General features: G+C 43.9%; 23 protein-coding genes, 1 pseudogene and 1 riboswitch. Of the genes and pseudogenes, 16 read left to right on the top strand and 8 right to left on the bottom strand.

Going from position 1 to position 25506, the window contains the following annotated elements; genetic code table 11:
* Positions 1 to 22: 22 nt before the first annotated feature.
* The 3 genes from AB4111_RS12580 (at position 23) to AB4111_RS12570 (ending at position 3791) form a co-directional block, all read left to right on the top strand.
* Positions 23 to 796: an SDR family NAD(P)-dependent oxidoreductase gene (locus AB4111_RS12580; RefSeq protein ID WP_253437089.1), complete on the top strand. Its 774-nt coding sequence runs from the start codon at positions 23 to 25 to the stop codon at positions 794 to 796.
* 127 nt (positions 797 to 923) lie between these two features.
* Positions 924 to 1817 carry an aldo/keto reductase gene (locus tag AB4111_RS12575; protein ID WP_442031893.1) on the top strand — a complete coding sequence of 298 codons (894 nt, stop codon included), beginning with the start codon at positions 924 to 926 and terminating at the stop codon, positions 1815 to 1817.
* A 627-nt stretch (positions 1818 to 2444) separates the two neighbouring features.
* Complete coding sequence (locus tag AB4111_RS12570) at positions 2445 to 3791, top strand: amino acid permease (protein ID WP_442031892.1); 1347 nt, start codon at positions 2445 to 2447, stop codon at positions 3789 to 3791.
* Positions 3792 to 3846: 55 nt separating this feature from the next.
* Here AB4111_RS12570 and AB4111_RS12565 read toward each other — a convergent pair whose 3' ends face one another.
* The 6 genes from AB4111_RS12565 to AB4111_RS12540 form a co-directional block, all read right to left on the bottom strand.
* A complete protein-coding gene (locus AB4111_RS12565) occupies positions 3847 to 4608 on the bottom strand; it encodes a YqcI/YcgG family protein (RefSeq protein WP_047843355.1) in 762 nt (253 codons plus the stop codon).
* Positions 4609 to 4690: 82 nt separating this feature from the next.
* Positions 4691 to 5317, bottom strand: a complete 627-nt coding sequence (locus tag AB4111_RS12560; protein WP_442031891.1) for a LysE family transporter — start codon at positions 5315 to 5317, stop codon at positions 4691 to 4693.
* Positions 5318 to 5454: 137 nt separating this feature from the next.
* Positions 5455 to 6063: a DUF1989 domain-containing protein gene (locus tag AB4111_RS12555; protein WP_442031890.1), complete on the bottom strand. Its 609-nt coding sequence runs from the start codon at positions 6061 to 6063 to the stop codon at positions 5455 to 5457.
* 54 nt (positions 6064 to 6117) lie between these two features.
* Positions 6118 to 7614 (bottom strand): amidase, encoded by a 1497-nt coding sequence (locus tag AB4111_RS12550; protein ID WP_442031889.1) that lies wholly within the window; start codon positions 7612 to 7614, stop codon positions 6118 to 6120.
* Positions 7615 to 7934: 320 nt separating this feature from the next.
* Positions 7935 to 8915: a DMT family transporter gene (locus tag AB4111_RS12545; RefSeq protein WP_442031888.1), complete on the bottom strand. Its 981-nt coding sequence runs from the start codon at positions 8913 to 8915 to the stop codon at positions 7935 to 7937.
* 144 nt (positions 8916 to 9059) lie between these two features.
* Positions 9060 to 9213, bottom strand: a riboswitch (FMN riboswitch).
* Between the two features lie 84 nt (positions 9214 to 9297).
* Positions 9298 to 9798, bottom strand: coding sequence for a DinB family protein (locus AB4111_RS12540; protein WP_442031887.1), 501 nt, complete (start codon positions 9796 to 9798; stop codon positions 9298 to 9300).
* Positions 9799 to 9941: 143 nt separating this feature from the next.
* On the opposite strand from AB4111_RS12540, the gene AB4111_RS12535 reads away from it, so the two are divergent.
* The 5 genes from AB4111_RS12535 to AB4111_RS12515 all read left to right on the top strand — a co-directional run bounded on the left by AB4111_RS12535 (position 9942) and on the right by AB4111_RS12515 (position 16455).
* Positions 9942 to 10493 carry a CGNR zinc finger domain-containing protein gene (locus tag AB4111_RS12535; protein ID WP_442031886.1) on the top strand — a complete coding sequence of 184 codons (552 nt, stop codon included), beginning with the start codon at positions 9942 to 9944 and terminating at the stop codon, positions 10491 to 10493.
* Between the two features lie 120 nt (positions 10494 to 10613).
* Positions 10614 to 11981, top strand: coding sequence for an amidohydrolase family protein (locus tag AB4111_RS12530; RefSeq protein WP_442031885.1), 1368 nt, complete (start codon positions 10614 to 10616; stop codon positions 11979 to 11981).
* Between the two features lie 522 nt (positions 11982 to 12503).
* Positions 12504 to 13940, top strand: coding sequence for an amino acid permease (locus AB4111_RS12525; RefSeq protein ID WP_442031884.1), 1437 nt, complete (start codon positions 12504 to 12506; stop codon positions 13938 to 13940).
* A 244-nt stretch (positions 13941 to 14184) separates the two neighbouring features.
* Positions 14185 to 15264 carry a hypothetical protein gene (locus AB4111_RS12520; RefSeq protein ID WP_442031883.1) on the top strand — a complete coding sequence of 360 codons (1080 nt, stop codon included), beginning with the start codon at positions 14185 to 14187 and terminating at the stop codon, positions 15262 to 15264.
* A gap of 270 nt (positions 15265 to 15534) precedes the next feature.
* Positions 15535 to 16455, top strand: a complete 921-nt coding sequence (locus tag AB4111_RS12515) for a tyrosine-type recombinase/integrase (RefSeq protein WP_442031882.1) — start codon at positions 15535 to 15537, stop codon at positions 16453 to 16455.
* 273 nt (positions 16456 to 16728) lie between these two features.
* Here the strand turns inward: AB4111_RS12515 and AB4111_RS12510 are convergent, their stop codons facing one another.
* Positions 16729 to 17658 carry an L-lactate dehydrogenase gene (locus tag AB4111_RS12510; RefSeq protein ID WP_091029459.1) on the bottom strand — a complete coding sequence of 310 codons (930 nt, stop codon included), beginning with the start codon at positions 17656 to 17658 and terminating at the stop codon, positions 16729 to 16731.
* Positions 17659 to 17994: 336 nt separating this feature from the next.
* On the opposite strand from AB4111_RS12510, the gene AB4111_RS12505 reads away from it, so the two are divergent.
* Positions 17995 to 19272, top strand: a complete 1278-nt coding sequence (locus tag AB4111_RS12505) for a YCF48-related protein (protein WP_442031881.1) — start codon at positions 17995 to 17997, stop codon at positions 19270 to 19272.
* A 144-nt stretch (positions 19273 to 19416) separates the two neighbouring features.
* On the top strand, positions 19417 to 19626 hold the full coding sequence (locus AB4111_RS12500; protein WP_253437047.1) for a hypothetical protein: 210 nt from the start codon (positions 19417 to 19419) through the stop codon (positions 19624 to 19626).
* 149 nt (positions 19627 to 19775) lie between these two features.
* Here the strand turns inward: AB4111_RS12500 and AB4111_RS12495 are convergent, their stop codons facing one another.
* On the bottom strand, positions 19776 to 20621 hold the full coding sequence (locus AB4111_RS12495) for an MBL fold metallo-hydrolase (RefSeq protein ID WP_442031880.1): 846 nt from the start codon (positions 20619 to 20621) through the stop codon (positions 19776 to 19778).
* 255 nt (positions 20622 to 20876) lie between these two features.
* Between AB4111_RS12495 and AB4111_RS12490 the strand changes: the two genes are divergently transcribed.
* From AB4111_RS12490 to AB4111_RS12465, 6 genes and pseudogenes are all read left to right on the top strand, one after another.
* The gene (locus tag AB4111_RS12490) at positions 20877 to 21395 is read left to right on the top strand and encodes a DUF3231 family protein (protein ID WP_442032759.1); all 519 of its coding nucleotides are present in this window, start codon (positions 20877 to 20879) and stop codon (positions 21393 to 21395) included.
* Positions 21396 to 21747: 352 nt separating this feature from the next.
* A pseudogene (locus AB4111_RS12485) lies at positions 21748 to 21912 on the top strand (class I SAM-dependent methyltransferase); the annotation flags it as partial.
* A 30-nt stretch (positions 21913 to 21942) separates the two neighbouring features.
* On the top strand, positions 21943 to 23736 hold the full coding sequence (locus AB4111_RS12480) for a serine hydrolase domain-containing protein (protein WP_442031879.1): 1794 nt from the start codon (positions 21943 to 21945) through the stop codon (positions 23734 to 23736).
* A 35-nt stretch (positions 23737 to 23771) separates the two neighbouring features.
* The gene (locus AB4111_RS12475; RefSeq protein ID WP_442031878.1) at positions 23772 to 24551 is read left to right on the top strand and encodes a phosphotransferase; all 780 of its coding nucleotides are present in this window, start codon (positions 23772 to 23774) and stop codon (positions 24549 to 24551) included.
* A 60-nt stretch (positions 24552 to 24611) separates the two neighbouring features.
* Complete coding sequence (locus AB4111_RS12470; protein WP_442031877.1) at positions 24612 to 25037, top strand: NUDIX hydrolase; 426 nt, start codon at positions 24612 to 24614, stop codon at positions 25035 to 25037.
* 25 nt (positions 25038 to 25062) lie between these two features.
* Positions 25063 to 25485, top strand: a complete 423-nt coding sequence (locus AB4111_RS12465; protein ID WP_442031876.1) for an NUDIX hydrolase — start codon at positions 25063 to 25065, stop codon at positions 25483 to 25485.
* Positions 25486 to 25506 lie beyond the last annotated feature (21 nt).

Here is a 25506-nt window from a genome sequence, read left to right as displayed (position 1 = left end):
ATTTAATGAAGGAGTGAGTCACATGAACGTACCCACATTCCATCTCGATGGACAGACAGCACTGGTGACAGGTGCAGGGAGAGGGATCGGAAAAGCAATTGCGATTGGACTTGCCCAGTCAGGCAGTGACGTTGTACTTGTATCCCGAACAATGAAAGAAATTGAGGAGACAGCTGCTTACATTTATGAACAGACAGGGCGTAAAGCGCTCGCTCTAACTGCAGATGTGACTTCAAGAGAACAAATGGAAGAGACGTTTCAAGAGGCGATCTCGGAGATGGGTAGTCTGGACATTCTGGTGAATAACGCAGGTATGAACATACGGACACCAGCACTTGAAGTTACGGACGAGCAGTGGGAGACTATCATGCAGACAAACTTAAAATCGGCTTTCTTTGCTTCGCAATTGGCGGGTCAGCATATGAAGGAGCGCGAGGGTGGGAAGATCATCAATATCTCTTCGGTAGGCGGCCACACGGCTCTTCGAACAGGGGTCGTATATGGCGCGACCAAAGCTGCATTAATTCATATGACCAAAGTTCTCGCATTGGAATGGGGAAAGTATGGAATCCGTGTCAATTCAGTAGGACCATGGTATTTCCGAACACCGCTGACCGAAAAACTGCTGGATGATCCCCAGTATTTGCAGGAGATTGTAAGTCGTACACCGCTACAGCGAGTGGGAGAACTGGAAGAAGTGGTAGGGCCGGTTGTGTTCCTGGCATCAGATGCAGCGGGATATATAACGGGTCAAACGTTGTTGGTTGACGGTGGAATGTCCATTTATGGTTTCTAAATAAATGAAGTTGGGTGCAGTCTGGAAAAGTGGGTGGCATAACCAACTCATGGGTAATAACATATGGGAAGTTATCTGTATTTCTATTTATCTGTACCCAATTCACTGAACTTGGAGGACGATAACCATGGAACTACGTAATTACGGAAACACGGGCATGAAGGTAAGTACACTTGGATTTGGCGGAGCGGAAATAGGCAAAAATGTATCCAAAACGGATGTAGCGACATTGTTGAATAGTGCCCTCGATGCCGGATTAAACGTGATTGACACGGCTGAATGCTACGGTGACAGCGAGGAATTAATCGGTGAGGTGCTGTCACATCGGCGTGATGACTACTATTTGTTCACCAAATGTGGACATGCTGCCGGGATCGAAGGTCCGGATTGGGATGCCAAAGTACTGGCGCAAACGATTGACCGTAGTTTGAAAAGGTTGAAAACGGACTATGTGGATGTTATCCATTTGCATAGCTGTTCTGAAGAAGTACTTCGACAAGGAGCAGTAATCGAAGTACTGCAACGTGCCAAGGAAGCAGGAAAGACCAGGTTTATCGGATATAGTGGGGATACAACAGATGCGCTGTATGCGATTCAGACCGGAGTATTTGATAGCCTGGAGACTTCATTAAATATCGCAGATCAGGAAGCGATTGAACTTACGTTGCCTGAGGCAAGAAAAAGAAACATGGGGGTAATCGCAAAAAGACCTATTGCCAATGCGGCTTGGACGTATGAAACACTTTCGGAAGAGGCTTATCCATTCATATACTGGAAGCGCTTAAGTGAACTTAACTATGGTTTTCTGGGTGAAGATGCTCAGGCAGCGGTAGAAACAGCACTGCGTTTTACGCTAAGTACCAAAGGCGTAGATACGGCTATTGTAGGAACAGCCAAGCCCAATCGCTGGCAGCAAAATGCTGACCTTGTGGCTAAAGGGCCACTACCACAGGAATTATATGATGAGATTAGAGCACGATGGAAAGAAATCGCCGGAGCAGATTGGACTGGCCGGACTTAAATCAGAAATATTAGCGAAGCCGCCATATGGCGGCTTTTTTTGTGACCAACATTAAATATTTTCATCATATGAAAAATTCACAACAGAATTCGGAACAGAGGCTGCGAAAAATTTTAAGGGATAATGCAATACGTCAGCCTAGTCCGGAAACGGGTAGAAAAGGATGAAAGAGGAAAAATTCCAGTAAGTGGCCCTTCTTATAAACGACTAAATTTATAAAAAACGACGAACCTATTGAGAAAATACGAAAAAGAGGCAGTCTACGTTCAATTTAAAAGAGAAATAACGACTTATATTATAATATTTCAACATATGAAAAATTCATAATAGTAAGATCATTTTCTCACCTTAGTTACCATCTCTCATACAGCCACATTGACGCACCACTAAGTTTAAAAGGAAAAACATTCTAAACGATTGAAGTCAACCACTTTTTTTGCGGATTTAAATAGAATTGAAAATATATCTTTATTCTGATGCTTAAAAAGCACACAGATTAAATTTATCCTCAGAATGAATTAAACATAATAATTATTATGTAAACTAATAATAATTCTTTTGGTAATACGGACATAAAACCTCCATGACCTGTAAATCGTAAGGGGAACAGGTTGAAGGAGGAGCTTCATGAAAAGTCAGCAACACCGTAAAAACGACGACGAAAAACTAAGTTGGGTCAGCCTGTCTTTATTTGGCGCGGGTTGCACACTGGGAACTGGATTTTTTCTAGGAACCAGTCTCGCAATTCATTGGGCCGGCATATCCGTGCTTATATTGTTGGTGCTGGCGGCGGCAGGTACTTACTTTGTATTTGGTGCGCTGGCACAGATGACAGCAGATGATCCAAAGGAAGGTGCTTTTCGAACCTATGCGGGCGAGGCATTCGGACGTTGGGCTGGTTTTGGTAGTGGATGGATGTACTGGTTTTCTGAAATGCTCATCATGGGTAGCTCTTTAACAGCACTGGGTCTCTTTTCTCAATTCTGGTTTCCCAAGTTTCCGCTATGGGCATTTGTTGCGGTCTATGCCGCTATAGGTCTGTTCATTGCTGCACTGGGAGCGAAAGGATTAACCAAAACGGAGAATATTCTTGCTGTAATTAAACTTGCTGCAACGGTTGCATTTATAGCTATAGCAGGAGCAGCTTGTCTGGGTTGGTTACCTGTAAAAGTGACGCCAGAACAATTGAAGAATGAATGGTTCCCGCATGGGGGTAAAGGCGTATGGACCGGTTTCATCTATGCATTCTTTGCTTTTGCCGGGATCGAGGTTATGGGCTTGATGGCAGCTAACCTGAAAGAACCAAAAGATGCAGTGAAATCAGGTCGAGTAATGTTATTATCGGTGAGTACACTCTATGTGATTGCCATTGCATTGATCTTATTTCTTGTGCCTTCAGCTCAATTGACCCCGGATGAAAGTCCTTTGGTCAAAGCGATGTCAACCATTGGATTAACCGTTGTGGTCCACATTCTCAATGGAATTCTGATTATAGCGGGATTCTCGACGATGGTGGCTTCGCTATATGCCATTACGTCCATGTTGGTGAAACTCGCAGAAGATGGAGATGCACCAAAGCTGTTCACGAAGACCTGGGGAAAAAAGGATATGCCACTTCAGGCATTGTGCTGCACAGCGGCTGGATTAGTCCTGTCTACGTTGATGGCATTATGGATGCCCAAGAGTTTGTTTGAATATGTGACGACAGCAGGGAGTCTGGTATTAATGTATACGTGGCTGCTCATCTGCATCACGTACATTAAAAAAATGAAGCCAGTGAAGTGGAATCGCATCAAAGTATGGATTGCCATAGTATTAATTGTGGCTGCTGTGTCTGGGACAGCGATGGAAAAAGCCAGCAGAACGGGTCTGCTGGCAAGTGTGGGACTTGTGGTGTTTCTTGGGATCATCACATATATTGTTCACAAAGTACGTGGCTCCAAATCTCCACAGTCTTCACCATCCAGACCTTAGGCAACTTTCACGGAGGTTACCCAACATATGAAGAGTACGTAATAAGTGCTTAGGATTATTTCGTCAACTTGCCTAGGGCTTGCTTCATCCGCATGAATGGACATTTGGAAGGTGTCTGCTCATCATCAGGCAAGAAATACTGTTTCCATTCCAGATTATCCTGCTGACCATACCACATCAGTGAAGGGTGAGCAGGTACAGCATCATACGCAGCGAGACGTTTGCGGATCAATGTTTTCATTTTACGGCCTAGAGGCGTGTTGTCGTTAATGGATTCGAATACCCACCGTGGTTGAAAAGCAAACATGAGATAAGGAAAATGTCGGCTGGCTCGGAGTTCATGTGCGGGAGTTGCACAGAAACAAAAATAAGGCTCTCCTCCAAAGCAAAATTCCCATGATGAATCATGCGGATCGGTTGAAATATGTTCCGGCCACGGCTCGGTATCGTGTGAACTTACCCGATTAAGCATTTGCCAAAATAAGGTCTGATATTGCTCCACCGTTGTATGATCTTTCAGATCACTTGGCGTCTCACAGATCACGACCATGGAAGCATAATGACCGGTGTCTCTGGAGACAGGACCATATTGTCTAAGCAAATCGGCCATATCTTCAGCAGCATGTTCTGATCGGGGGTCACACGTAAAGCCATATCTCAAATGTCCTGAGAGAAATCCCATTCGTCCTGGTACACATGGATACGTATTATTTTCATCGGCAATCATATCTGCAAATTGCGAATAAGCGTCCTGCTGCCAAGATGGAAGACGCTCAAACAAGGTGTTAATTTCGTCGGCACTATACAGCTCCGCCATTGATTCCCAACTCCATTCCACATGATACCGTTACAGTATTAATGTGGGGGAAGTTGGGTGACTGTCCGGCCTGATTTTATTGTCAGAAAAAAATGGAACGCACAGCTTCGTACCCGAAAAATAAACCAAATCCGATCAGGCAGATTCCCGAAATGATGGAGATCCAGCGCAATACATTCTCATTACTATGTTTGTGGAATCGGCTGGCCATTCCAGCCATAATGACATCCCACACCAGGATACCGATGAATATGCCTGAACTGTAGAGCAGCAAATGAGCCGTGTCTGTATGCTTCACAGTCGTCGCGAGAATAGATCCATAAATCCCAAGCCAGAACAGAATATTAAGTGGATTGGACAGGGCCATCAAAAAGCCGGATATAAAAGATTTTCGAACAGTGGCATCCGCAGTAGATGTACCTTGAATCCCCTGTTTCAGCTTCGAGAGCGTTTCCACTCCCGTGTAAATCAGAATAAAACTGCCAAATGACCAGAGAAAAGAGCGCATGAACGGCGTGTCCAGAAAATGGGCAACTCCAAAATAAATCAGCAGCATATACACCAAGTCTGCAAACATAGCTCCGAGTCCTAGAATCCAGGCATGCATGAATCCATGTCGGGCTCCACGGTCCAGTTGAGCAGCATTAATCGGACCGATTGGAGCGGACAATGATATTCCCAGAATAATATAACTGAACAGTACAGACATAAACACGTTCACTCCTTAACGGGTTCGATGAATTGTACCAGTCGTCACAGAAAATGGGTACAAGTCATCGTATTCCCGCAAGGAGTGAATTAGAACAAGCTACTTTTTATCATAGTGCGTCAAGGCTTGTTATTCTGTTAAAGTTCCACATCCAATTGGATTGGGGTGCAGTTGTAGCCGTTGCATGAGCTTTCTTCACAAGGACAAGCGGAGAGCCCAATCGTGAGATCCATTAATGCCTCCATCTCGATATAATCCCCCGCACGAGAATCGGGAGCTACAACATCAATCTTACCTTCACCATCAACAACGGACTTCATAAACAGATTAAAGGGATAGTGTTGATCTGGTGGTAAGATCCCAAAGGGTTCCAGTGCCGTGTTCAGATTGTGGTAACAACTGGCGTGATCCTTTTTATCGTATAACACCTCATACATCTCTGGACGACAAGCGGAGTTGAAGAAATCATGTACCCCAACGGTGTCACGGACAATCTTGAGTATTGGTTGATATTGATTGGAATACACAAACTGTCCCGGTTTAATTCGGTAAGTACGCAATACGTCCATGGTCACACCGGGGTCCAAGCGATGGTTAGCATCTGTAGCATCGTACGCCACAAAATCAATAACTTGCTGTCCCTCCAGATCCGTTATGCGTAGTAAGGAACCTTTGCTTACTTTCAGAGCATATCCCGTTTTGGCAGGGATACGATAAGACTGTTTATGGCGCTGATTCGTATTCATCCGTCACATTCCTCCGCTACTTTTTGTTTTCAGTATGCGGAGCAGATGAAGTTTTCATGCTGGAAAAAGTGGATTACCTTTCATCCCGATCCAGAGGTCTGATTGTTCAAGCTGTGCAGCCAGATGTAGTAACCAATCTTCACGTCCCTTGGTTGCCATCACTTGAACACCCATGGGCAAACCCTCAGGTGTGAGATGCAGAGGTACACTTATCGCAGGCTGGCCGGTCAGATTCGCAAGCTGGGTGAAAGGTGTATACGTAAGACTGGGCTCGAACATTTCATAGATGAGTTGTTGTTGCTGAGCCTTGTCCAACTCACTAATCCGCATCAAGTTACGGATCTGTTCGTCATGAGGTGTTAATTCTCCAATCTTAGGCGCAGAAAAAGCATTCACAGGTGTGACGTAGAAGTCATAACGCTCAAACAATGTGGACATCTGAGCTGCGGCTACATCCCATTCAGCTAAGCTATGTACAAATTCCGCGGCGGACACCTTTTTGCCAGCTTCAGCCAGAACCCAGGATTCAATCTCCATATCATCAGAGGTCAGAGCCCGGCCCATGGAGCGTTCCATGGAAGAGATCATCGCGGCCATCTCACCACTGTTCATCATATAATAGTTCTCCATCAATCTGACTCCGTTGACTGGACTCAGCTTTTCTTCAACATGATGACCTTGTTCTTCCAACCAGCGAACGAGCTTGAATACAGATTCTTTGGCTTCTGCACTGACGGGTGTACCTACAGGCGAATCCGTTGTGTATGCAATTTTCAGTTTGCGTTGATGTGGATAGCTCATATCTGCCAAGTAACTGCCTGGAAAGAGTGGCGCATGAAATGCAGCTTCAGGCTGTATGACTTGTAAGGTATCAAGCAATGCAGCACTGTCCCGAACCGAGCGAGAGAGGGCAAAATCAATCGATGCGCCTTGCCATTGGCGGCCAACTCCCGGTCCTACAGGAGTGCGCCCACGGGTTGGCTTCAATCCAAACAATCCGCTAAAGGAAGCCGGGATACGAATCGAACCGCCTCCGTCACTGGCTCCAGCCAGAGGAACAATACCCGAAGCTACAGCGGCGGCGGCACCACCGCTTGATCCACCTGGAGAGTGATTGATATTCCAGGGATTGCGACTTGGACCATAGAGGCGGGGCTCCGTAATGTTTTTCAAGCCAAACTCGGGCGTATTTGTATGTCCTATGATGATAAAACCCGCATCACGGAGTCGAGTGACAAAATTGGAATTGCGTAATGCGCGATGCTCGCTGAACAGACGGGAGCCTGAAGTCAGAAATTCACCTTCCAAGGATTGCGAGATGTCTTTCAGAAGCAGGGGCACACCGGCAAAAGGTTGTTCTCCAGGGCGAACTAAACTGGCTTCCTCCCGTGCGCGATTTTCATATGTACGAATAACTGCATTAAGTTGCGGATTCACTTCTTCAAGGCGTGCAAACGCCGCTTCCAGCAATTCAACCGGGGATACTTCCCGGGATCGGATCAGTTCAGCCAAACCTACGGCGTCGTGGGAGGTATATGAGAATGAAGACATTATGATCGTTCCTCTCTGAATATAATTCATCTGTTTATTCCATATGTCATCGTACCACCGGATTAGACAAAAGACAAAACATAGAAGAGACGTAGTGCGATAATTCGGATATTCGATATGAGGTTGAAGGGAAAAGAGGGAGGAGTTGGGATATCAAAATAAAGCAGAGGGTTAATAGCTCATATTACTCCTTGAGAAAATGATCGAGTGATATCAATGGAATGGAAATGAAAAAACCATTGCTCATCTAATACGATGTACAATGGCTTTATTTTAATATTTGATGATTATTGATTTATATGTGATGCTAGGATATTACCTTACTCTGTTCGCAGCTTTGGTGCCGCATCCGCCGCAGTTGATGATCGTTCCTGCTGTTTGGAAATGGCAAAGAGGGCAATCCAGATCAAAATAAAACCAAGCAACTGCTCCCATGTAATCAGCGTACGGAAAGCAATCCAGTTTACCAACACACCTGCCATCGGGAAGCTAAGCTCCGCGAGAGTTGCAACAGAAGCTTTGGTTGAGGACAGACCTTTGTAGTACAACAGAAGACTGAGTAGACCTGGCAACAACGCCTGACCGAGAATGTTGAGGATGACAGCAGTCTGTTCTCCTGTCCCGGATGGGAGTGTCCAGGCAGCACCTTCGTTCCACGTCATAAAGATCAGGAGTGGAAGCGCAACGACGAAGCGAAGGGAGGTGACCGTTTCGTAACGCGCCTGTCCCAGCATCAATCGTCCCATAACGGTTGAACCTCCCCATAAGGCAGCAGCCCCAAGGGATAACAAGCTTCCGGCATGAATCCAGTTGTCCCAGTTACCTAATGGCAATGTGAAGCCAAATGTAAGCAGGTACGTTCCTGCTAATGCGATGAAGAACAATCCACCAAAGCGACGTGGTAACGTTTCTTTCAATAACAGTTTAGCCAGCACGATAGCGAAGAGTGGTTGCATTTTTTGTAATAAAAGAACTGTATTCGGATCATTATGAGTAAGTGCCATGGTGAACAACACCGTTGCAAGTGCTGAACCTCCCCATGAGATAAAGATCACGGCAATCCAGTGGCGAGCGCGCAGGTTTTTCAGATCAGCCCGAAATTTCCACAGCACAGGAATGGCAATCAGACTCACGATGATATGCTCCACCAGTACAATCTGCGTGGATGTCATCGTATTTAGCAAGATAATGCGGAAGAGTGGGTCGACACCCCATAAAGCGGCGCCGAGAACTACAAGCCAGAATCCGGTATTACTTCGTTCCTTGCGGTAAACAGGTGATGCTGCTGATGTCTTTTCCATATTCAGGACTCCTTCGTCAGAACACGGAATCTTCAGTTGGCAAAATCGACAAAAGCCCCCGTTTCGGTATATACCAAATAAACGGGGGCTCATCCAAGGACATGCGTCAGGAAAGAGGCCTTCCCGTGAACGGCATGTCAATGTGTTGATCTTCTCTCATCCGGACTGTACCGTCGGCCTTGGATTCACACCAAGTCAGTCGCTAAATGTCCTTAGTTAAGTACAAATAGCGAGTCGCGGGCTGGTTCCGAAGAACATCACCGCCGGTTGGGAATTGCACCCTACCCCGAAGATCCTATTCAATTATATTGTGTGTTGAACAAGCTGTAACATTAATAAGTTCATCTTATTCCTGTAAGCGCTAGCAGTTCAAGTGTTTTTTTTAGAAAACGATATTCCAGCTTCCTTGCTGTCTGCGAAGGAGCACGATCTGACCTGCGTGATACGCATCGTGAAGTATCCAGCGGGCAAGTTCGTGTGCCCATTTCTCTTTGGAGTCCATATAAGCAGCTTCAAGCTCTGACTCTTCAAGTGCAGCCAATTGATCTCGCAACTGTTGGGCTAATCGAGTTGTACTCTTCATCATTGTATTCCATCCGGCTTCATCCGTTGCATCTCCAGGATTGCCAAACGTGTATTCATTGGAGTCTACAGCAGGAAGAGTAGGCTCTTTACCTTGAATACGGCATAATAAGCGATGATTGTAATAATACATATGGTTAACCAACTGCCAGATGCTTAATCCTCCTGAGGGTGGAATCCAGGCTGCTTGTTCTGCTGTAAGACCTTCCAAAGACTTCGACAAAGGTACAATCCAATTGCATTGATCCCATGTATCATCCTTTTGAATCAGTAACACATCTAATGCTGTTGTTTTCGTCATTGCCGTTCCTCCTTGAGTATTATTGTGATGTATGACGTAACTAGCTAAAACTGATTAATGAGGTTACACTTAATATAACACATCAAAGACAGAGTGTAACCACCTTTATTGAATTAAGATAGTTACACTAAACGGAGGTAGACATGGACAGACTTTGGACCGATTTTGTAAACAGCGATTATCACGATTGGCGTGGGGGAGATCGATCGGAGGACAGGCTCGGGAAGGCGAACTGGCAGCAAGAATTTCTGGATCGATGGCAACTTCACGCTTCTGTCCCTGCATCTCCAGAAGATGAGTTGTCGATGAGAAACTTCAGGAATGATTTGTTGGCTCTTGGAGCCCGCTTGTCTTCTGGAGCATCATTAATGGATGAAGAAAAACAGTGGTTGAATGGTGTTATGGAAGCAGGGCATGTAAAAAGAACATTGACTACAATTGATCAGGGACTGAAACTCCAACTAATAGCTGTAGAAGCTCATTGGCAACAGGTTATGGCTGAGGTAGCTGCTGACTTTGCAATAACTTTGGTGGAGGGAGAAGGGGGCAGGATTCGGATCTGTGATAATTCGGATTGCCGCTGGATGTTCTATGATGATACCCGAAGCAGAACACAGAAGTATTGTGATGATAAGATGTGCGGCAACCTGATGAAAGTCAGAAGATTTCGTGCCAAACGGAAAACCCAAAATTGAAAAATATTAACAACAGCTATATAATGTATATATACTAGCGAAATAATAGTCAGAAGCAGTACGGGTTCGTATGCAAGATGTGATCGTCTTTCAAACCAAAATAGATGGGAGATGTGTCTTGTGAAGACAAGTTATCTGTTGAAAAATGGCTGCGTGTTGTCGATGGATGCACGGATTGGACAGTATAAAAGGGCTGACGTTCTGATTCAGGATTCATTAATCATGGCGATTCAACCCGATCTGGATATTCCGGATGTGGAGGTCATCGATGCTTCATCCATGATTATTATGCCTGGGCTGGTGGATACACATCGGCATATGTGGGAATCATTGGTCAAAACAGCGGGAACCAATTGGTCATTGCCTGTTTATTTGCAGAATCTCTATTATGGTGCGATGGGAAGCAAGCTCCGACCACAGGATAGTTATATTGCTAACCTGCTCGGTTCCTTGGAAGCGCTTAATGCAGGTGTTACGACAGTGTTGGATTGGAGCATGCCGTATTCCTCAGACCATACGGATGAACTGATTCGTGGTCTTCAGGATGCGGGGATTCGGGCAGTATTTGCTCACGGAGTTCCTGGTGAGACGAACTACTGGAACCGGGATAGTCAACTGACATATTCAAACGATGTGCGAAGAGTCAAAGAACGTTATTTTTCATCACGGGATCAATTGCTTACTTATGGGCTTGCCATTCGTGGTCCGGAGTTCAGTCATTGGGATACAACGGTAAAAGAGATCGAGCTGGCCCAAGAACTGGATGCCATCTGTTCCATGCACGCTGGATTTGGCAGCTGGGGATCGGTAGATCGCTCGATTAGTCACATGTATGAAGCGGGGTTGTTAAGTCCTCGAGTAAATATTGTTCATGGTAACACCATGGGTATGGACGAATATAAAATGTTGGCGGATAGCGGTGCTTCCCTGTCGGTCACACCTGAGGTCGAAATGATGATGGGGCATGGATACCCGGCCACCGGCTATTTTCTTGAACATGGGGGAACCCCTACACTTGGTGTAGATGTTGTAACGTCCACAGGCGGAGATATGTTCTCGCAGATGAAGTTTGCACTTCAGGCAGAACGATCCAGAGCCAACGAACAACTTTTGCAGCAGGGTGAGATGCCAGGTGAATTGAACTTGCAGTCCAGCCAAGTACTGAGATTTGCAACTTCGGCTGGTGCACAAGCATTGGGATTAGAGCAGAAGGTCGGTACGTTAACCCCAGGAAAGGAAGCAGATCTGATCATGATTCGTACTACGGATCTGAATCTGTTCCCCGTCCATGATCCAATCGGCGCTGTCGTTCAGTTCGCTAATCCATCCAATGTGGATACCGTTTTTGTGGCAGGTCGCCTTGTGAAGCGAGAGGGTAAGCTGTTGCATGTTGATTTGGACGCCATTCGTCATACAGCGATGCAGAGCCAAGAATATTTGTTATCCCAATACCGGATGTCGGACGCGGAGAGAATTGCTTTTTCCTAATTCGCTTTTTCATAAAAGCCAAGAAATAGTTACTTCGTATTTTCATATACACCTCTAGCTGTATAAAGAGGAAAGGAAGAGCCATATCATGCGATGTGGCTCTTTTACATGCTTGCATATCGTCGAATTAGACAGGATAACGGAGGAAGGGACAGCGGAAAAAGACGAAAAAAGCTCTCATTCTCTTTACTTCATATAACAGAGAGTTATAGATGATTTCCTTAGAAAATAAGGCTCTTAAAAACTGCGCATAATATAAATTATACGCAGTTTTGTTTTAAATCGATTTTCATATTCAACCCCGTGCAACAGTTCATGATAATTTTCGCGAAAAAAGAACAAAATAAGAGATCCTTAAAAATAAATTTAACCAAGCAACGCGATAACGTGTAGAATTCGATAGGTTTTTATAGGTGATCGATAAGATAGAACAAATGACTTTTTCATAGAACAGATGGGAAACCATTTAATCTCTGCTACATCCATAGCACATTCAAGATTCATGACGAGAGGAACATGACTATGCGTGAGAACGAACATCGATCTTCATTATTTCGTAAAAAACCAATTGCCTCGGAGGGCGATAACAGCAGTGCATTAAAACGGGCGCTCGGTCCCTTGGATTTAACCACACTTGGGGTGGGTGCCATTATTGGTACCGGGATTTTTGTGCTGACCGGTGTAGCTGCCGCAACGTATGCTGGCCCGGGTCTTGTACTGTCATTCTTGCTGGCAGGTATCATATGCGCCTTTGCTGCATTGTGTTACTCGGAGTTTGCTTCAAGCATACCGGCATCAGGTAGTGCGTACACGTATAGTTATACGGCTTTTGGTGAAGTGATTGCCTGGATTCTGGGATGGGATCTGATATTGGAATATGGATTCGCGAGTGCGGCCGTAGCCAGCGGATGGTCTGGATATTTCCAAACGTTATTGTCCGGATTCGGATTGGAGTTACCACATGCACTGACAAGTGCGTTCAGCCCGGAAAAAGGAACCTATTTTGACATCACGGCTGCAGTCATTACGTTAATTATCACCTTCCTGCTAACCCGAGGGGTAAAAGAGGCGGCTCGTGCGAACGGCATCATGGTTGGGATTAAAATTATCGTGGTGTTAATCTTTATTGGTGTGGGTGTCTTCTATGTAGAGCCAGCCAACTGGCAGCCATTCTTGCCCTTTGGAATCTCAGGCGTAACAGCGGGAGCAGCAACCGTATTCTTTGCTTATATCGGATTTGATGCGGTCTCCACAGCTGCAGAAGAGGTTAAGCGGCCTCAACGGGATTTGCCGATTGGAATTATTGCGTCACTGGCGATCTGTACCGTTCTCTACATTGTTGTATCATTGATTCTCACAGGGATCGTGCCTTATAACATGTTAAATGTAAGTGATCCGGTTGCGTTTGCATTTGAATTTGTTCAATTAAAGGGATTGTCCTGGATTGTGTCCCTTGGAGCGATTACGGGGATTACGACGGTATTGCTGGTCATGATGTATGGCCAAACACGTCTGCTCTATTCCATGTCTCGTGACGGACTGCTGTCACCAGTCTTCTCCAAGGTTAGTGGCAAGAGTCAGACACCAGCCGTAGGGACTTGGGTTGCGGGCATTATCGTGGCTCTGTTCTCCGGGTTCATTTCGTTAGGACATTTGGCGGAGCTCACGAATATCGGAACGTTGTTTGCTTTTGCAGTCGTAAGTCTGGGCATTATCGTGTTGCGTAAAAATAACCCTGATCTCAAACGCGGCTTCCGCGTTCCACTTGTGCCACTCATTCCGATTCTGAGTGCCTTGGGTTGTGTGTACTTGATGACACGCCTTGCAGCGCTGACATGGATTACGTTCTTTGCGTGGTTAATCATCGGATTGATTATCTACTTTGCGTATGGACGCCATCACAGTCATCTGAATCCTGCACGCCGAATCGCCAGTGCTTTCAGATCTAAGGATAAGTAGACAAGCCGAGAACATCTTCAATTCTCCTCATTTCGTATTCGCCAAGGCGAAGCGGGATGGGGATTTTTTTAAATAGTAAGATTATAGTTGATAACAGCAGGGAAAGGTTGGTATTTTCTTCATATATGGGTAAGTAATAAGGGGCGTGACGAACTTAATCAAGGGGCCGGGGTTGCGGCTAAGCCAAATATGAAATATATTTGGGGATGTGACATGCCATCAGACAGAAGAGAGGGGATGTATCATGAACACACCATTACATACGAATTCAGAGCATCAAAATGTAGCCTTTGGATTTGCGCTGGCTGACTCAACCGTACTTGCGGAGGCTCAGTTGCTTGTCTCAGATTCAGGGAATTCACAAAGCTTGCAGTTGGATATAGATCCACAGCGCCTTTTGAAGGATGGACGTAAAGTATCTGTCATTGCACAACCGTTGGAATCACCCGTCAATCGTCAAGATGCCCATATCATTTATGGTCAGGAGCTCGCATATGTGCAATATGCTGTTAACCTGAAAGCAGATAACACGATCTCCATTGCTTCTATTGAAGGCGTTGAACACCCTGTTAATCTGGGTTGGTCAGCATTTACAGAAGGGGAATACGAACTTCGAATCTCCCTGCATCTGAAAACACCTCGTATTGCTGAAGGAGCGCTCGAACCTGAGCAGATTGCCATGGTTAAGTACGCGCAGGTGATTACCGTATTTATATCACTTTTCCCAGCAGAAGCAGCGTCGTTGAATTCACCATCTCAAGCTGTGTGGAGCAGAAACCATTATGTATTTGACTCCTACGGCAGAGGAGGATTCATTCTTGCTGACCTGCCTCGGCTCGCTACGCGTGTAGAAGAACTGATTGGACAGGGTAACCATAATCTGATTGAACAATTTGCGGGAGGGGATCTGTCAGATACCTTAATGGAAGAAGGGCTGATGGCGATGGTCTGGGGTATAACTCCCTGGTGTTATTCACTCTATTCTGCACCAGACAAGCAGTCCGCTCGAATGATTGCTATAGACAAGCTGGGCGATGAACCTGAACGGCAAGGGATCTACCATCTTGACCCGTCCATTCAGCAATTAAGTATCGTGCCCGCGAATGAACTGGCTTACTGGCCTGCATGTGTTCAAAAAGATTGGCCTGTTATAGATGTGGAAGGTGAAGGTGAGACGTTGCATATGGATCTGTATACTCAGATCTGTGAATCCGTGAATGGGCTGCATGAGAATCCATTGCCATCGTTTGTACTTACGCGCAGTCAAGGCAAACCCGAAGCGATCCTTCCGCTGATTGACGTTGTCATTGTAGATGAAGTATAGAAGCCCTACTTTATAATAAATATATAAATTGAACTAATCATTTACACGAAAACGGAGAGGACAGAAAGAACCTGAAAAAGCGAAGCGTTCGCTTAAAAGCTTTCTGAAAGAAAGCTGCATCGGAAGCATACGCTATACACGGATTTTCCCCTTGAGAAAAGGGAATCAGAAAAATCTGGGGATAACAGCGATTGGAAGGTTGTTCTGTCATCGTAGTATCGGTGTAAATAATCTTATTCAATTTTAACCGAATCGAGGTGACTTAGACAGATGCTGACTGAGGAGATCCAGGAGCAATATGCGGACGAGCTAGAAGCTTTTCATATATGGATGAAGGACGCCGGATATACAGGCCATACGTTAAAATCATACACGGGTGACGTGGTAGAATTCCTGATCTCCATTCAAGGAAAGTCACTGGAGCAGGTCAAAAAGCTGCATGTGCTGTCTTTTCTGTCCCGTGCCCGGGAGCGTGGGGTTAGTGATGCCACGAGAAATCGCAAACATGCGGCGGTGAACTGTTTTTATAAGTCCCTCATTGAACTCGAATTGTTAACGAATAATCCGGCTTTTGGTATTAAGAAATCCAAAACCGAGAAAAACCGTGCGCCCGTTTTCCTTGATGAAAGTGGTTTGACACGTTTCCTGGAGTCGGTAGAAGGCAAGTATCGCACACGCAATCTGGCTGTTTTTCTGCTGATGGGGTATATGGGATTACGGGTTGGAGAAGTGCATGCTTTGGATTGCAAAGACTATAATGCGGAGCGGCGTACATTGGATGTATTTGGTAAAGGTCGTAAATGGCGCTCGCTACCTGTACCGGAGACCGTGGCAAACGTATTGTCTCAAGCTATGGCTGAGCGTTTGGAACCTTGGCGACCGAAAGAGGAAGCACTGTTTGTCTCGCAAAAAGGAAAGAGACTGTCGATTCGCAGCATTCAGCTCATATCAACGGAAACCTTTGAACGTTTCCAGCAGGAATCACCAGCCAATCAACGTCAAAACTACTCCAGTCATAAGTTGCGTCACTCTTTCGCGACCATGATGTTACGGCGTGGAGCCGACTTGCGTACGGTGCAGGAGCTGCTCGGTCATGCATCGATTCAAACGACAACTGTCTATACACATGTCACCAGTAGGGAGAAAGAAGAGGCTATGGCTCTGCTGGACGTTAAACTTCCGACATATTAAGAAATAAATAACGCTTATTTAATCTGAAGAGAAGTCTGTCCTAGGGACAGGCTTTTATTTGTTTTCATGTGGAGGGTGAAGTTTTTAACATAATATATATTATGTAAACTTAAATGTTGAACAATCATAGTTATAATCAAAATCAAACCAAAGGGGACCATCTGAATCTTCTCTCTGGAAGACACCAATGGTCCCTTTGGGTATGACAGATATGTTAATTCACAACGGTTAACATGCTTAATCGTTCACGATATGAATGATTACGTGGTCGGATTACTCCAATCCAGCGATTTGTTCTTTTAATTTGTTAGCAGATGCCTGGAAAGCCACTTTCTCGGTTTCATTCAACGGAAGAGGCAGAATCTCGCGCACACCGTTGCGATCTACAACGCATGGAACGCCCAGATAAACATCCGATACGCCATTGTAATCTTCAAGCAACGTGGACACGTTCAGAACAGAGCCTTCGTTGCCGAGAATTGCAGCTACAATGCGGTCCAGAGCAAGGGCGATTGCATAGGAAGTTGCCCCTTTGGCATTAATAATCTCATACGCTGCATTTTTGGTACGGTCGAAGATATCCTGCTGTGTTTCTTCATCCAATTCCAGATCAGTTCCTGCAACGTTAGCCAGGCTCCATACTGGTACTTCGGAATCACCATGCTCACCAATAATGTGGGCGTGAATACTACGTGGGTCGATCCCTTTATTCTTACCAATGAGGTAACGGAAACGTGCGCTATCGAGCAATGTACCTGAACCGATGACGCGGGAAGCAGGCCATCCGCTTTGTTTCCATGAAGTATAGGACAAAATATCTACAGGATTGGTTGCAATAAGCAAAATACCATGAGAATTCACTTCAGTAATACGCTCAATAATATCTTTGAAAATGCTTGCATTTTTCTTCAGCAGATCAATCCGGGTTTCGCCCGGTTTCTGGGAGGCACCTGCTGTAATAATAATGATATCTGCATCTTTGCAGTCGGAATAATCGCCAGCCCATACTTTCACGCCTCCCGTAAACGGAAGACCGTGGTTCATATCCAGCATTTCGCCGGTTGCCTTATCATGATTCACATCCACAAATACCAACTCGGACGAACGCTGTCTCAACATTAGCGTGTATCCCGTTGTTGTTCCCACCGCACCCATGCCTACAATCACGACACGACTTGGTTTCAGAGCTGCACTATTTGTCATGTTCATATCCTCTCCTTTTTGGGTTATACTCCCATCCATATTAAGGGATTAGAGAATAGAAAGCGAGTGCTGTCTATAAAATAGTTCACATTTCATGTCTTTTTACCAATTATTCCGTCGAAAAACAGTTTAGGATGAAATTAATGGTAATAAATGTGCAACACCTAGCCCAGAGCTTCAGTTGGAAAAAGGGAGTGGGCAGCCCAAGAGTGGGCAATGAGCCTTTTACACAAGGTTTGTGGTAGAATAGGAGCAGTGGATTCTGATGAATCGTAAATAAAATGCCATAGGACAGGCATGCGCGCCTGTATATTGGATGAGAGAGGTGGAACCCACTTGCGTTTGCAATGGATCAAAATCGCGCAGACAGCTTTGCTGTCTATTGGCATAGCAGCCTTATTGGCTGCATGCACCGACTCAGATCAACCTCCGGAAGCAGAACCTCCGCAGCAGCAGGAGGACGCCGGGAATACAGGGCAGACATTAACTGTCGTTCCCCCTGTGAACAGTACTGAATCTGCAGATATGGCCAAGTACCAAATACAGACCCGTTTGACCGATTTTCAGTTGCTCAATGACAACGGAGGATTGGCGTGGGGGGTGACGCGGAATGCGTTGCGTTTGTACTATACTCAGGATGAGGGAAAGACCTGGACCAATGTATCACCCTCGGAAAATGTACAATTTCCAGCTAATCCTAAATATGGACAAAGCATTTATTTTGTAGATCGTACACATGGTTGGATTGTTCGTGAAGGTATGGGTGGAACCGATACTATGGTGCTTCGCACCAACAATGGGGGCGTAACTTGGAGTCTGTCTTCTCTGTCCAAGACGGATAAAGTGACAGCGATCTCCTTTGTATCTCCTGAAAAAGGCTGGATACTTACCACGGTGGATACCGCTATTGGTAAACAGGATAAGAAACTGTACTTCACCGAGGACGGTGGAATTACCTGGGATCGGATGTCATCCAGTGATGAAGATGGTAAACAGGAAGCAGAAGAGATCTCCAGACGTGGTTACACCACAGGTATGACTTTCTCGGATCCGATGCATGGTTTCCTGACAGCGATTGAATTCGGTACACCTAAGTTGTATGTGACCTCAGACGGCGGAGAGAACTGGAATGCTGGACCATCTTTCTTTGATCGAAACAAATTCAACGGGTGTGGTAATTTCAGTATCAGTCCACCACAATTTTTTGGACGTGAAGCACAGTCAGCCTGGATGTCAATGTCCTGCTCTCAAGGAGAGAGCACGAAATTTAATGGTTTTTTCACCACAGATGGTGGAAAGAGCTGGAAGGTGTCTAATTTCACTTTGAACAAACAAACGGGTGCAAATCGTAACCTTTCACCAGTATTTCTGAACGCATTAGAAGGTTGGGCTGTGCAAAAGGGCATAACCTACCACACCAAGGATGCGGGCAAAACATGGAACGCTCTTCCTGCAAGCAGTGTACTGGAGAAAATTTTCGAAGACTATCCTGAGATTGTGAAGATTCAGATGGTTACCTCCAAGCTAGGCTGGATATTAGTTGAAAATACGGATGCAAAAAGATCGTTATTACTGCAAACGGTGGACGGCGGTGTACACTGGAAAGTGCTTTAAATGTAGAGTGGTATCGATGTGAATAGATAGGGAAAGTGAGGAGCCGTAAGGTTTCTTTCTTTTTGATTGAGATTGTGAAATAAATCACAATTATAACATCTAAAAGATGATATATTTAACTCAACAAGAGAAGGAGTGATGGAGATGAGAACCAACGGTCAAACTCAATTCACGCAGGCGGAAGAATTAACTAGATATATGCTTCAATTATGCTACACATGTGACGATGCCAATCGTTGTACAACAGAGGAAGCGGTGAAGGCTTGCATGGCAGAACATGCACAGGCAGACCAGCCCGAACCAGCTGAAGGTGGAGATGTAACCCGTGGGTTTATGGATCTAATGTACGCTTAGTAATCGAAACTGATCAAAAAATCTGATATATCAACGTTTTGCCCCCAACAGGGGGCTTTCTTATTTAAAAAAACCACTAAAAAAACCACATTTTTTAAAGCACAATTATATTTTTTAACACTTAACAGTACTATGCTCGAGTAGAAAACTTAGTTTACGTACTTTCCATAATCCGGTACGGCAATGCGATCAAATTCATTAACCAGTTTTCTCAGGCTTGTTGTTAGTAATTCACCAGACATCGGTAGCCCATGGCCAGTTACAGCAACCAATGGCTTTAAACTCTCAAGTTTGACAACAGATTGCTTTGCAGCTTCCCAATCTGTTGTTAAATAGCGAGGGGGTCCACTTATCTCCAATTCCTGATTCAATACTTTATACATATACTCTTGTTTTACAGTAGCGAAAGCATCACCTGCGATTAACGCTCCGTCACTTCCCCTAAACAACGAAACATGACCGGGAGAATGTCCTGGGGTATGAATCCATCTAAATCCTGGCATATGGGGTACACTTCCGTTTGGAGGTAACGTTTGTACATGACTTCCAAGGTTTATTGGTTCATTGGGAAAAGATGGGGAGATTTTCGCTACCAAACCACCTTCAACCGTAGGGTCTGGTTCCGGATAGTTTTTTACCCCTGTGAGGAAGGGGAGCTCCAACGGATGTGCATAAACCGGAACTCCCCAGTGTTCGACAAGTTCGATCACCCCTCCTACATGATCAAAGTGTCCATGGGTCAAAATTATTGCTTTGGGGCGGCTGTTTGCACCGAAACGTTCCTCAATGACAGAGATTATTTCATTTGCTGACTTTGGCATCCCAGCATCTACTAGGACGAACTCGTCAGATTTCGGGTTACCCACTAAACAAATATTTACAATTTGGATCGTGTAGCAAAATAAATCAGGTAGTATTTCAGTCCCCACACCACTTCCCACTGAAGTTACAGGAATAAACTTATAATCTGTACCGTAATTCAATTCTTCTTCCATCAACTCATCCTCCTCAACGTTGTTAAATTGACTTGCTGTAGTATACCCAGAAATTTAAAAAAATCCGATTTCCGTACCCTCCGCAGGCGGATTAGCAAACAATTAATGGACAAAACTAGCGCATCTTAGATGCATGTCGCTGTGCAAAAAAATGAATCCATTATACCATCGGTAATTTTTTACTTATGAATATGTATCTCATGAACATGGAACTATACTTCTGGTGGTAAATTAAAATTTGAAGGAGCTGTTATGATGGGAATATTAAGTGGTAATCCAAAAAATGAACCTATGCATTACGGTGAAATCTTCAGCGTATGGCAATGTTCAACGGTCGCGAAGGGGGCACTTTCCTTTTACCAAGCATTTTCTAATCATGCAGGAGATAAAGAATTGAAAAAAATATTGGAGGCACTAATTGATCAAGCTAAACTTGAGATCAAAGAGTGTGATACTCTCCTAATTGATAACGGAATTGCTACAACACCAGTTTTACCAGAAAGACCTCCAGTAAAACTGGAAGACATTCCTGTGGGTGCAAGGATTACAGATCCTGAGATAGCAGCAAGTATTGCTTCTGATACTTCAATGGGATTGGTTGCTTGCAGTCAAGTTATGGGCCAATCCATTAGAGAAGATATCGGAGCTTTATTTGCGAAATATCATGTTACTAAAACGGCTTTAGGCCTTCGTATTCTCCAAATGAGTAAAGAAAAAGGTTGGCTTATTCCCCCGCCTCTTCAAGTGAAAAGACCGGAAGCTGTCGGGGTTTAAAAATTTATAAAAATCCCTGCTGACGATAAAAGTTAGCAGGGATTTTTATATTTTAAAATAAATTATGGTGCTGGATTAATAAGTAACCACTTATTGTTGAGGATTAGAAACTCAGATAGGAAGCAATAAATCAGCTTGTACAACTACAAACGTATGTCAGCGAAAAGCATAGTAAGATGGAGCTGATATACGCTTAGCCTATATTCACGGAGAACGCTCCTGCGGAGGGTTCTTTTTGATTTGGAGTGAAATGTATGCGCTTTTAAATGTACTTCGCAAATATTGCAGCATAGGTTATTATAGAAATAATTAAGGTAATTTTCTCAAAATGTGGAATTGATTTAAGCCACCACTATCGGACTGTAAACTATCAACCTATGTGAATGCGTTGGGTAAAGCGGGATTTGTCATTGAGCAATTCATTGAGGAATCAGATGATGAATTGATGCAATTGCAAAACGATGATTTTGCCAATAAATTAAAGATGCTCCCTGTAACCTTTGTGATAAAGACATGAAAACTATAGTAGATAATAAGGGGGTAGCCAATGAAGATTAATCAAAAATATTACTATGTTAATAAAGCAATTACTTGTTTTCTGTCACTCGCTTTAATCATTATGACATGTGCGGTACCTGCGCACGCTGAGGTAGAGAATGTGGAGACTACGCCCTCCAGGATTGCATTGTCTTCGCTAGAGGAAACGATAGATTCATATGTGGCTACGAATCAGAAGAACACCGCTGCCGTTTCAGTTGTGGCTATTAAGAACGGTGAGACTATTGTGAATAAGGCCTATGGTTACGCAGATTTTGAGCAACAGAATAAGGCAGACACCTCTACTGTATTTGAATGGGGTTCAACTTCTAAACTGTTGGTCTGGACGAGTGTTATGCAACTTGTAGAGCAGGGGAAGCTTGATTTGGATACCGATATTCATGAATATTTACCAGAAGGGTTTCTAAAGAAGCTTGAATACGATACCCCCATTACCCTAATGAACCTTATGCATCATAACGCAGGTTGGGAGGATATATTGATCGATTTATGGTATTCATCCGAGAGTGATATTGTGGAATTAGGTGAAGCTTTACAAAAATTTGAGCCGAGGCAGATCGATAAACCTGGGAGTGTCGTTGCTTATTCAAACTATGGTACGGCTATGGCTGCTTACATCGTTGAAGTGCAAAGCGGACAACCCTTTTACAAATATGTCAGTGAACATATATTTAACCCCTTGAATATGAAAGACACTTCGATTCACCCGTCACAGTATGATAATCTAAACGTCTTGAAAAGGAGAAATGAGATTCAAGGGTACACGACGAGTCTGAAACTCATCCCTAAGAACAGAGCATACATAAGCTTATACCCTGCGGGGGGCGCCATTGGCACAGCAGAGGATGCAGCTAAATTTCTCGCAGCCTTAATGCCGGTGGATCATAGCAATTTATTATTCGCGAACAAGGAAACGTTAGACGAGATGCTATCACCAAGTCTATATTATGATGGAACTTCTAATCCTCGAATTGCACATGGCTTCTTTGAAGTGGAGTACTGGGTGCCTGCACTGGAACACGCTGGAAGTACGGCGGGATTTACAAGTAAATTTGTTATTGACCCGGAGTCTAATTTTGGGTTAGTGGTCATGACAAACCAGTCAAATGAAATGGCTTATACAGTTGGTCTTGTCCAGAAGGTGTTTGGAAGTAGCTTCAGTACAAATTCGGTTACATCTGAGAGTGGAGGATATTATCTGCCTGCGCGACGGGTCGTTTCCGGTTTTACGAAGGCATATTCGATGTTAAGTCTGCAGAAGTATACAACATTTGACCTTAGTAACTTTGCAAATGTTGTTGAGCGTAACGGGACTATTGAGAAGGTCTCCATTCCTTATAATGACTTTTTGCCCGTATCCAACTTGACGATAAACTTGATCAAAGCATCTTTTATTGCGCTTGCAGTAGCCATCCTACTCAGTTTGAGAGCGATAATTGGCTATATTATTCGGTTATCCAAATACAAATTAAAAAACTGGGAAAGACCCGGTACAGGCTTTGATAAGTATCATACTGCTATTAATATTGCCAGTGTAGCATTGATTTTAAATACAATCCTATTGTTCATGCGCGCCTTAGGCTTTTCCCCCTATTCTTCATTACGCATCCATCTCATCTTCAACTTGGTTTATGTGCTTTTAGCAGCGGCGTACCTTGTCTTGTTGTTCTACAAATTGCTGAAGAGAAATTACAGTAAAAAGCAAACGGTAGTTTACATCATGTCTGGCATGTCGGCTTTCCTGTTTGCTGCTTTTATTATGGGATGGGATTTGTACTTTTAGAGCGGTAATGACGACATAGCAGAAAGGATGAAACCATGAATATTCAGGATCTCCCCATTGAAATAAAAGAACATATAGGGAAAGTTCAGAAAATCACTTTTCCGAAGCAAGGTCATACTTCTACTGTAGCTATTCTGGATACGTTCGACCAAAAGTACATCATCAAGAAGACAGAAAACGATCTATATAATGAATGGTTATCCGATGAATATAAGATGCTTCGATACCTTCATCATTCGGGACTCCCTGTTCCAAAGGTATATTCATTTCATACTGAGGAGACATCGAGATGGCTTCTGATGGATTATATTAACGGAATAACTTTAAGAGAATTCCTCTCTAAGATGCCTGACCTCCAAAGTAAAGAAAAAACGATTTTTAACTTTGGGCTTAGTTTAAAGAAAATACATGAAAGCTCTTGTCCCATTGAATTACTCAACAATGACAGTGCCTGGTTAGATACAATGCTTAACAAAGCAGAATATAATCTAAATCACTTTGCTGTAGACGGGTCAGCAGCACAACTTCAGCAGTTGAAAGAAGCAAGACCAAGACCAATAGATAACACTTTCATTCATGGAGATTTTACTATAGATAATGTGCTAGTTAATGAGTGTAATATTGTTGGAGTTATTGACTGGGCAGGAGCAGCTTATGGCGATCCAAGATATGATGTAGCATTAGCCATTAGACCAAAACCTAATGCGTTTGATAATGAAAGAGATAGAGAAATATTTTATAACGGGTATGGAAAGTTCAGAATAACGGATGAAGAATACAATTATTTTGAAGACGGGATATATAACTTCTTTTAGAATGTTTTTATACTACGTTCTTCAAATGCATATCCAATCTCTTTAGAAGGAGTAAAACAAATGATCCCTCCAAAACACATCTTATCTGCCGCTGCAATCGTGATAAACGACAAAAATGAATTATTACTTATTAGAGGACCGCGAAGAGGATGGGAAATGCCAGGTGGTCAAGTGGAAGAAGGAGAATCTCTAAGTCAGGCTGCAATCCGAGAAACAAAAGAGGAGTCCGGAATCGACATTGAGATCATCAAATTCTGTGGAATATTTCAAAATATTGAAAACTCAATATGTAACACATTATTTTTAGCCAAACCAATAGGAGGAGAATTAACGACATCATCGGAGAGTTTAGACTCTGGTTTCTTCCCGATCGAAGAAGCAATTCTAAAAGTCGAATGGAAAAACTTCAGAGAAAGAATAGAGTATTGCTTGAACCCTGAGATGCAACCTTTTTGCATTGAGTTCAGTGATAAGAATAATATTTAATGTTTCCGGAAAGGAAGTTCAATCAATGAAACGAGTCGATGTAGTATATACACTACTAACCAATCCATCCAAATCTAAAGTGCTTGCAGTAAGAAATGTAGGACGTTCAAGCTGGTCGCTGCCTGGTGGAGCTGTTGAAGCTGATGAATCATGGGAACAAGCAGCAATCCGGGAAGCCTATGAAGAAACAGGACTTGATGTTAACGTCCACGGTATTGTAGCAATCAACGAGTGTAAATTTGAAGAAATGAAGGAACATGCTATTTTTATCACATTCAGAGCGGAAATCGTCGGAGGGAGAGAAGAGATATCAAGACCAGATGAAATCTCTAAGATTGCATGGTTGGATATAACACAGGCAGATGAACTGATGCCTTACTACAAGAACGGCTTTACAAGCTTACTTAATGGAAATGAGATTACATATTTTAACGAGGGTAACAAGTGATGTTCTGGACGTAGCGTATAA

Origin of the sequence: Paenibacillus sp. 2KB_22, from assembly GCF_052115745.1 — a bacterium.
Classification (GTDB): Bacteria; Bacillota; Bacilli; order Paenibacillales; family Paenibacillaceae; genus Paenibacillus.
The sequence above is the reverse complement of the archived record's forward strand: the minus strand, read 5'-3'. Positions and strand labels throughout refer to the sequence as shown.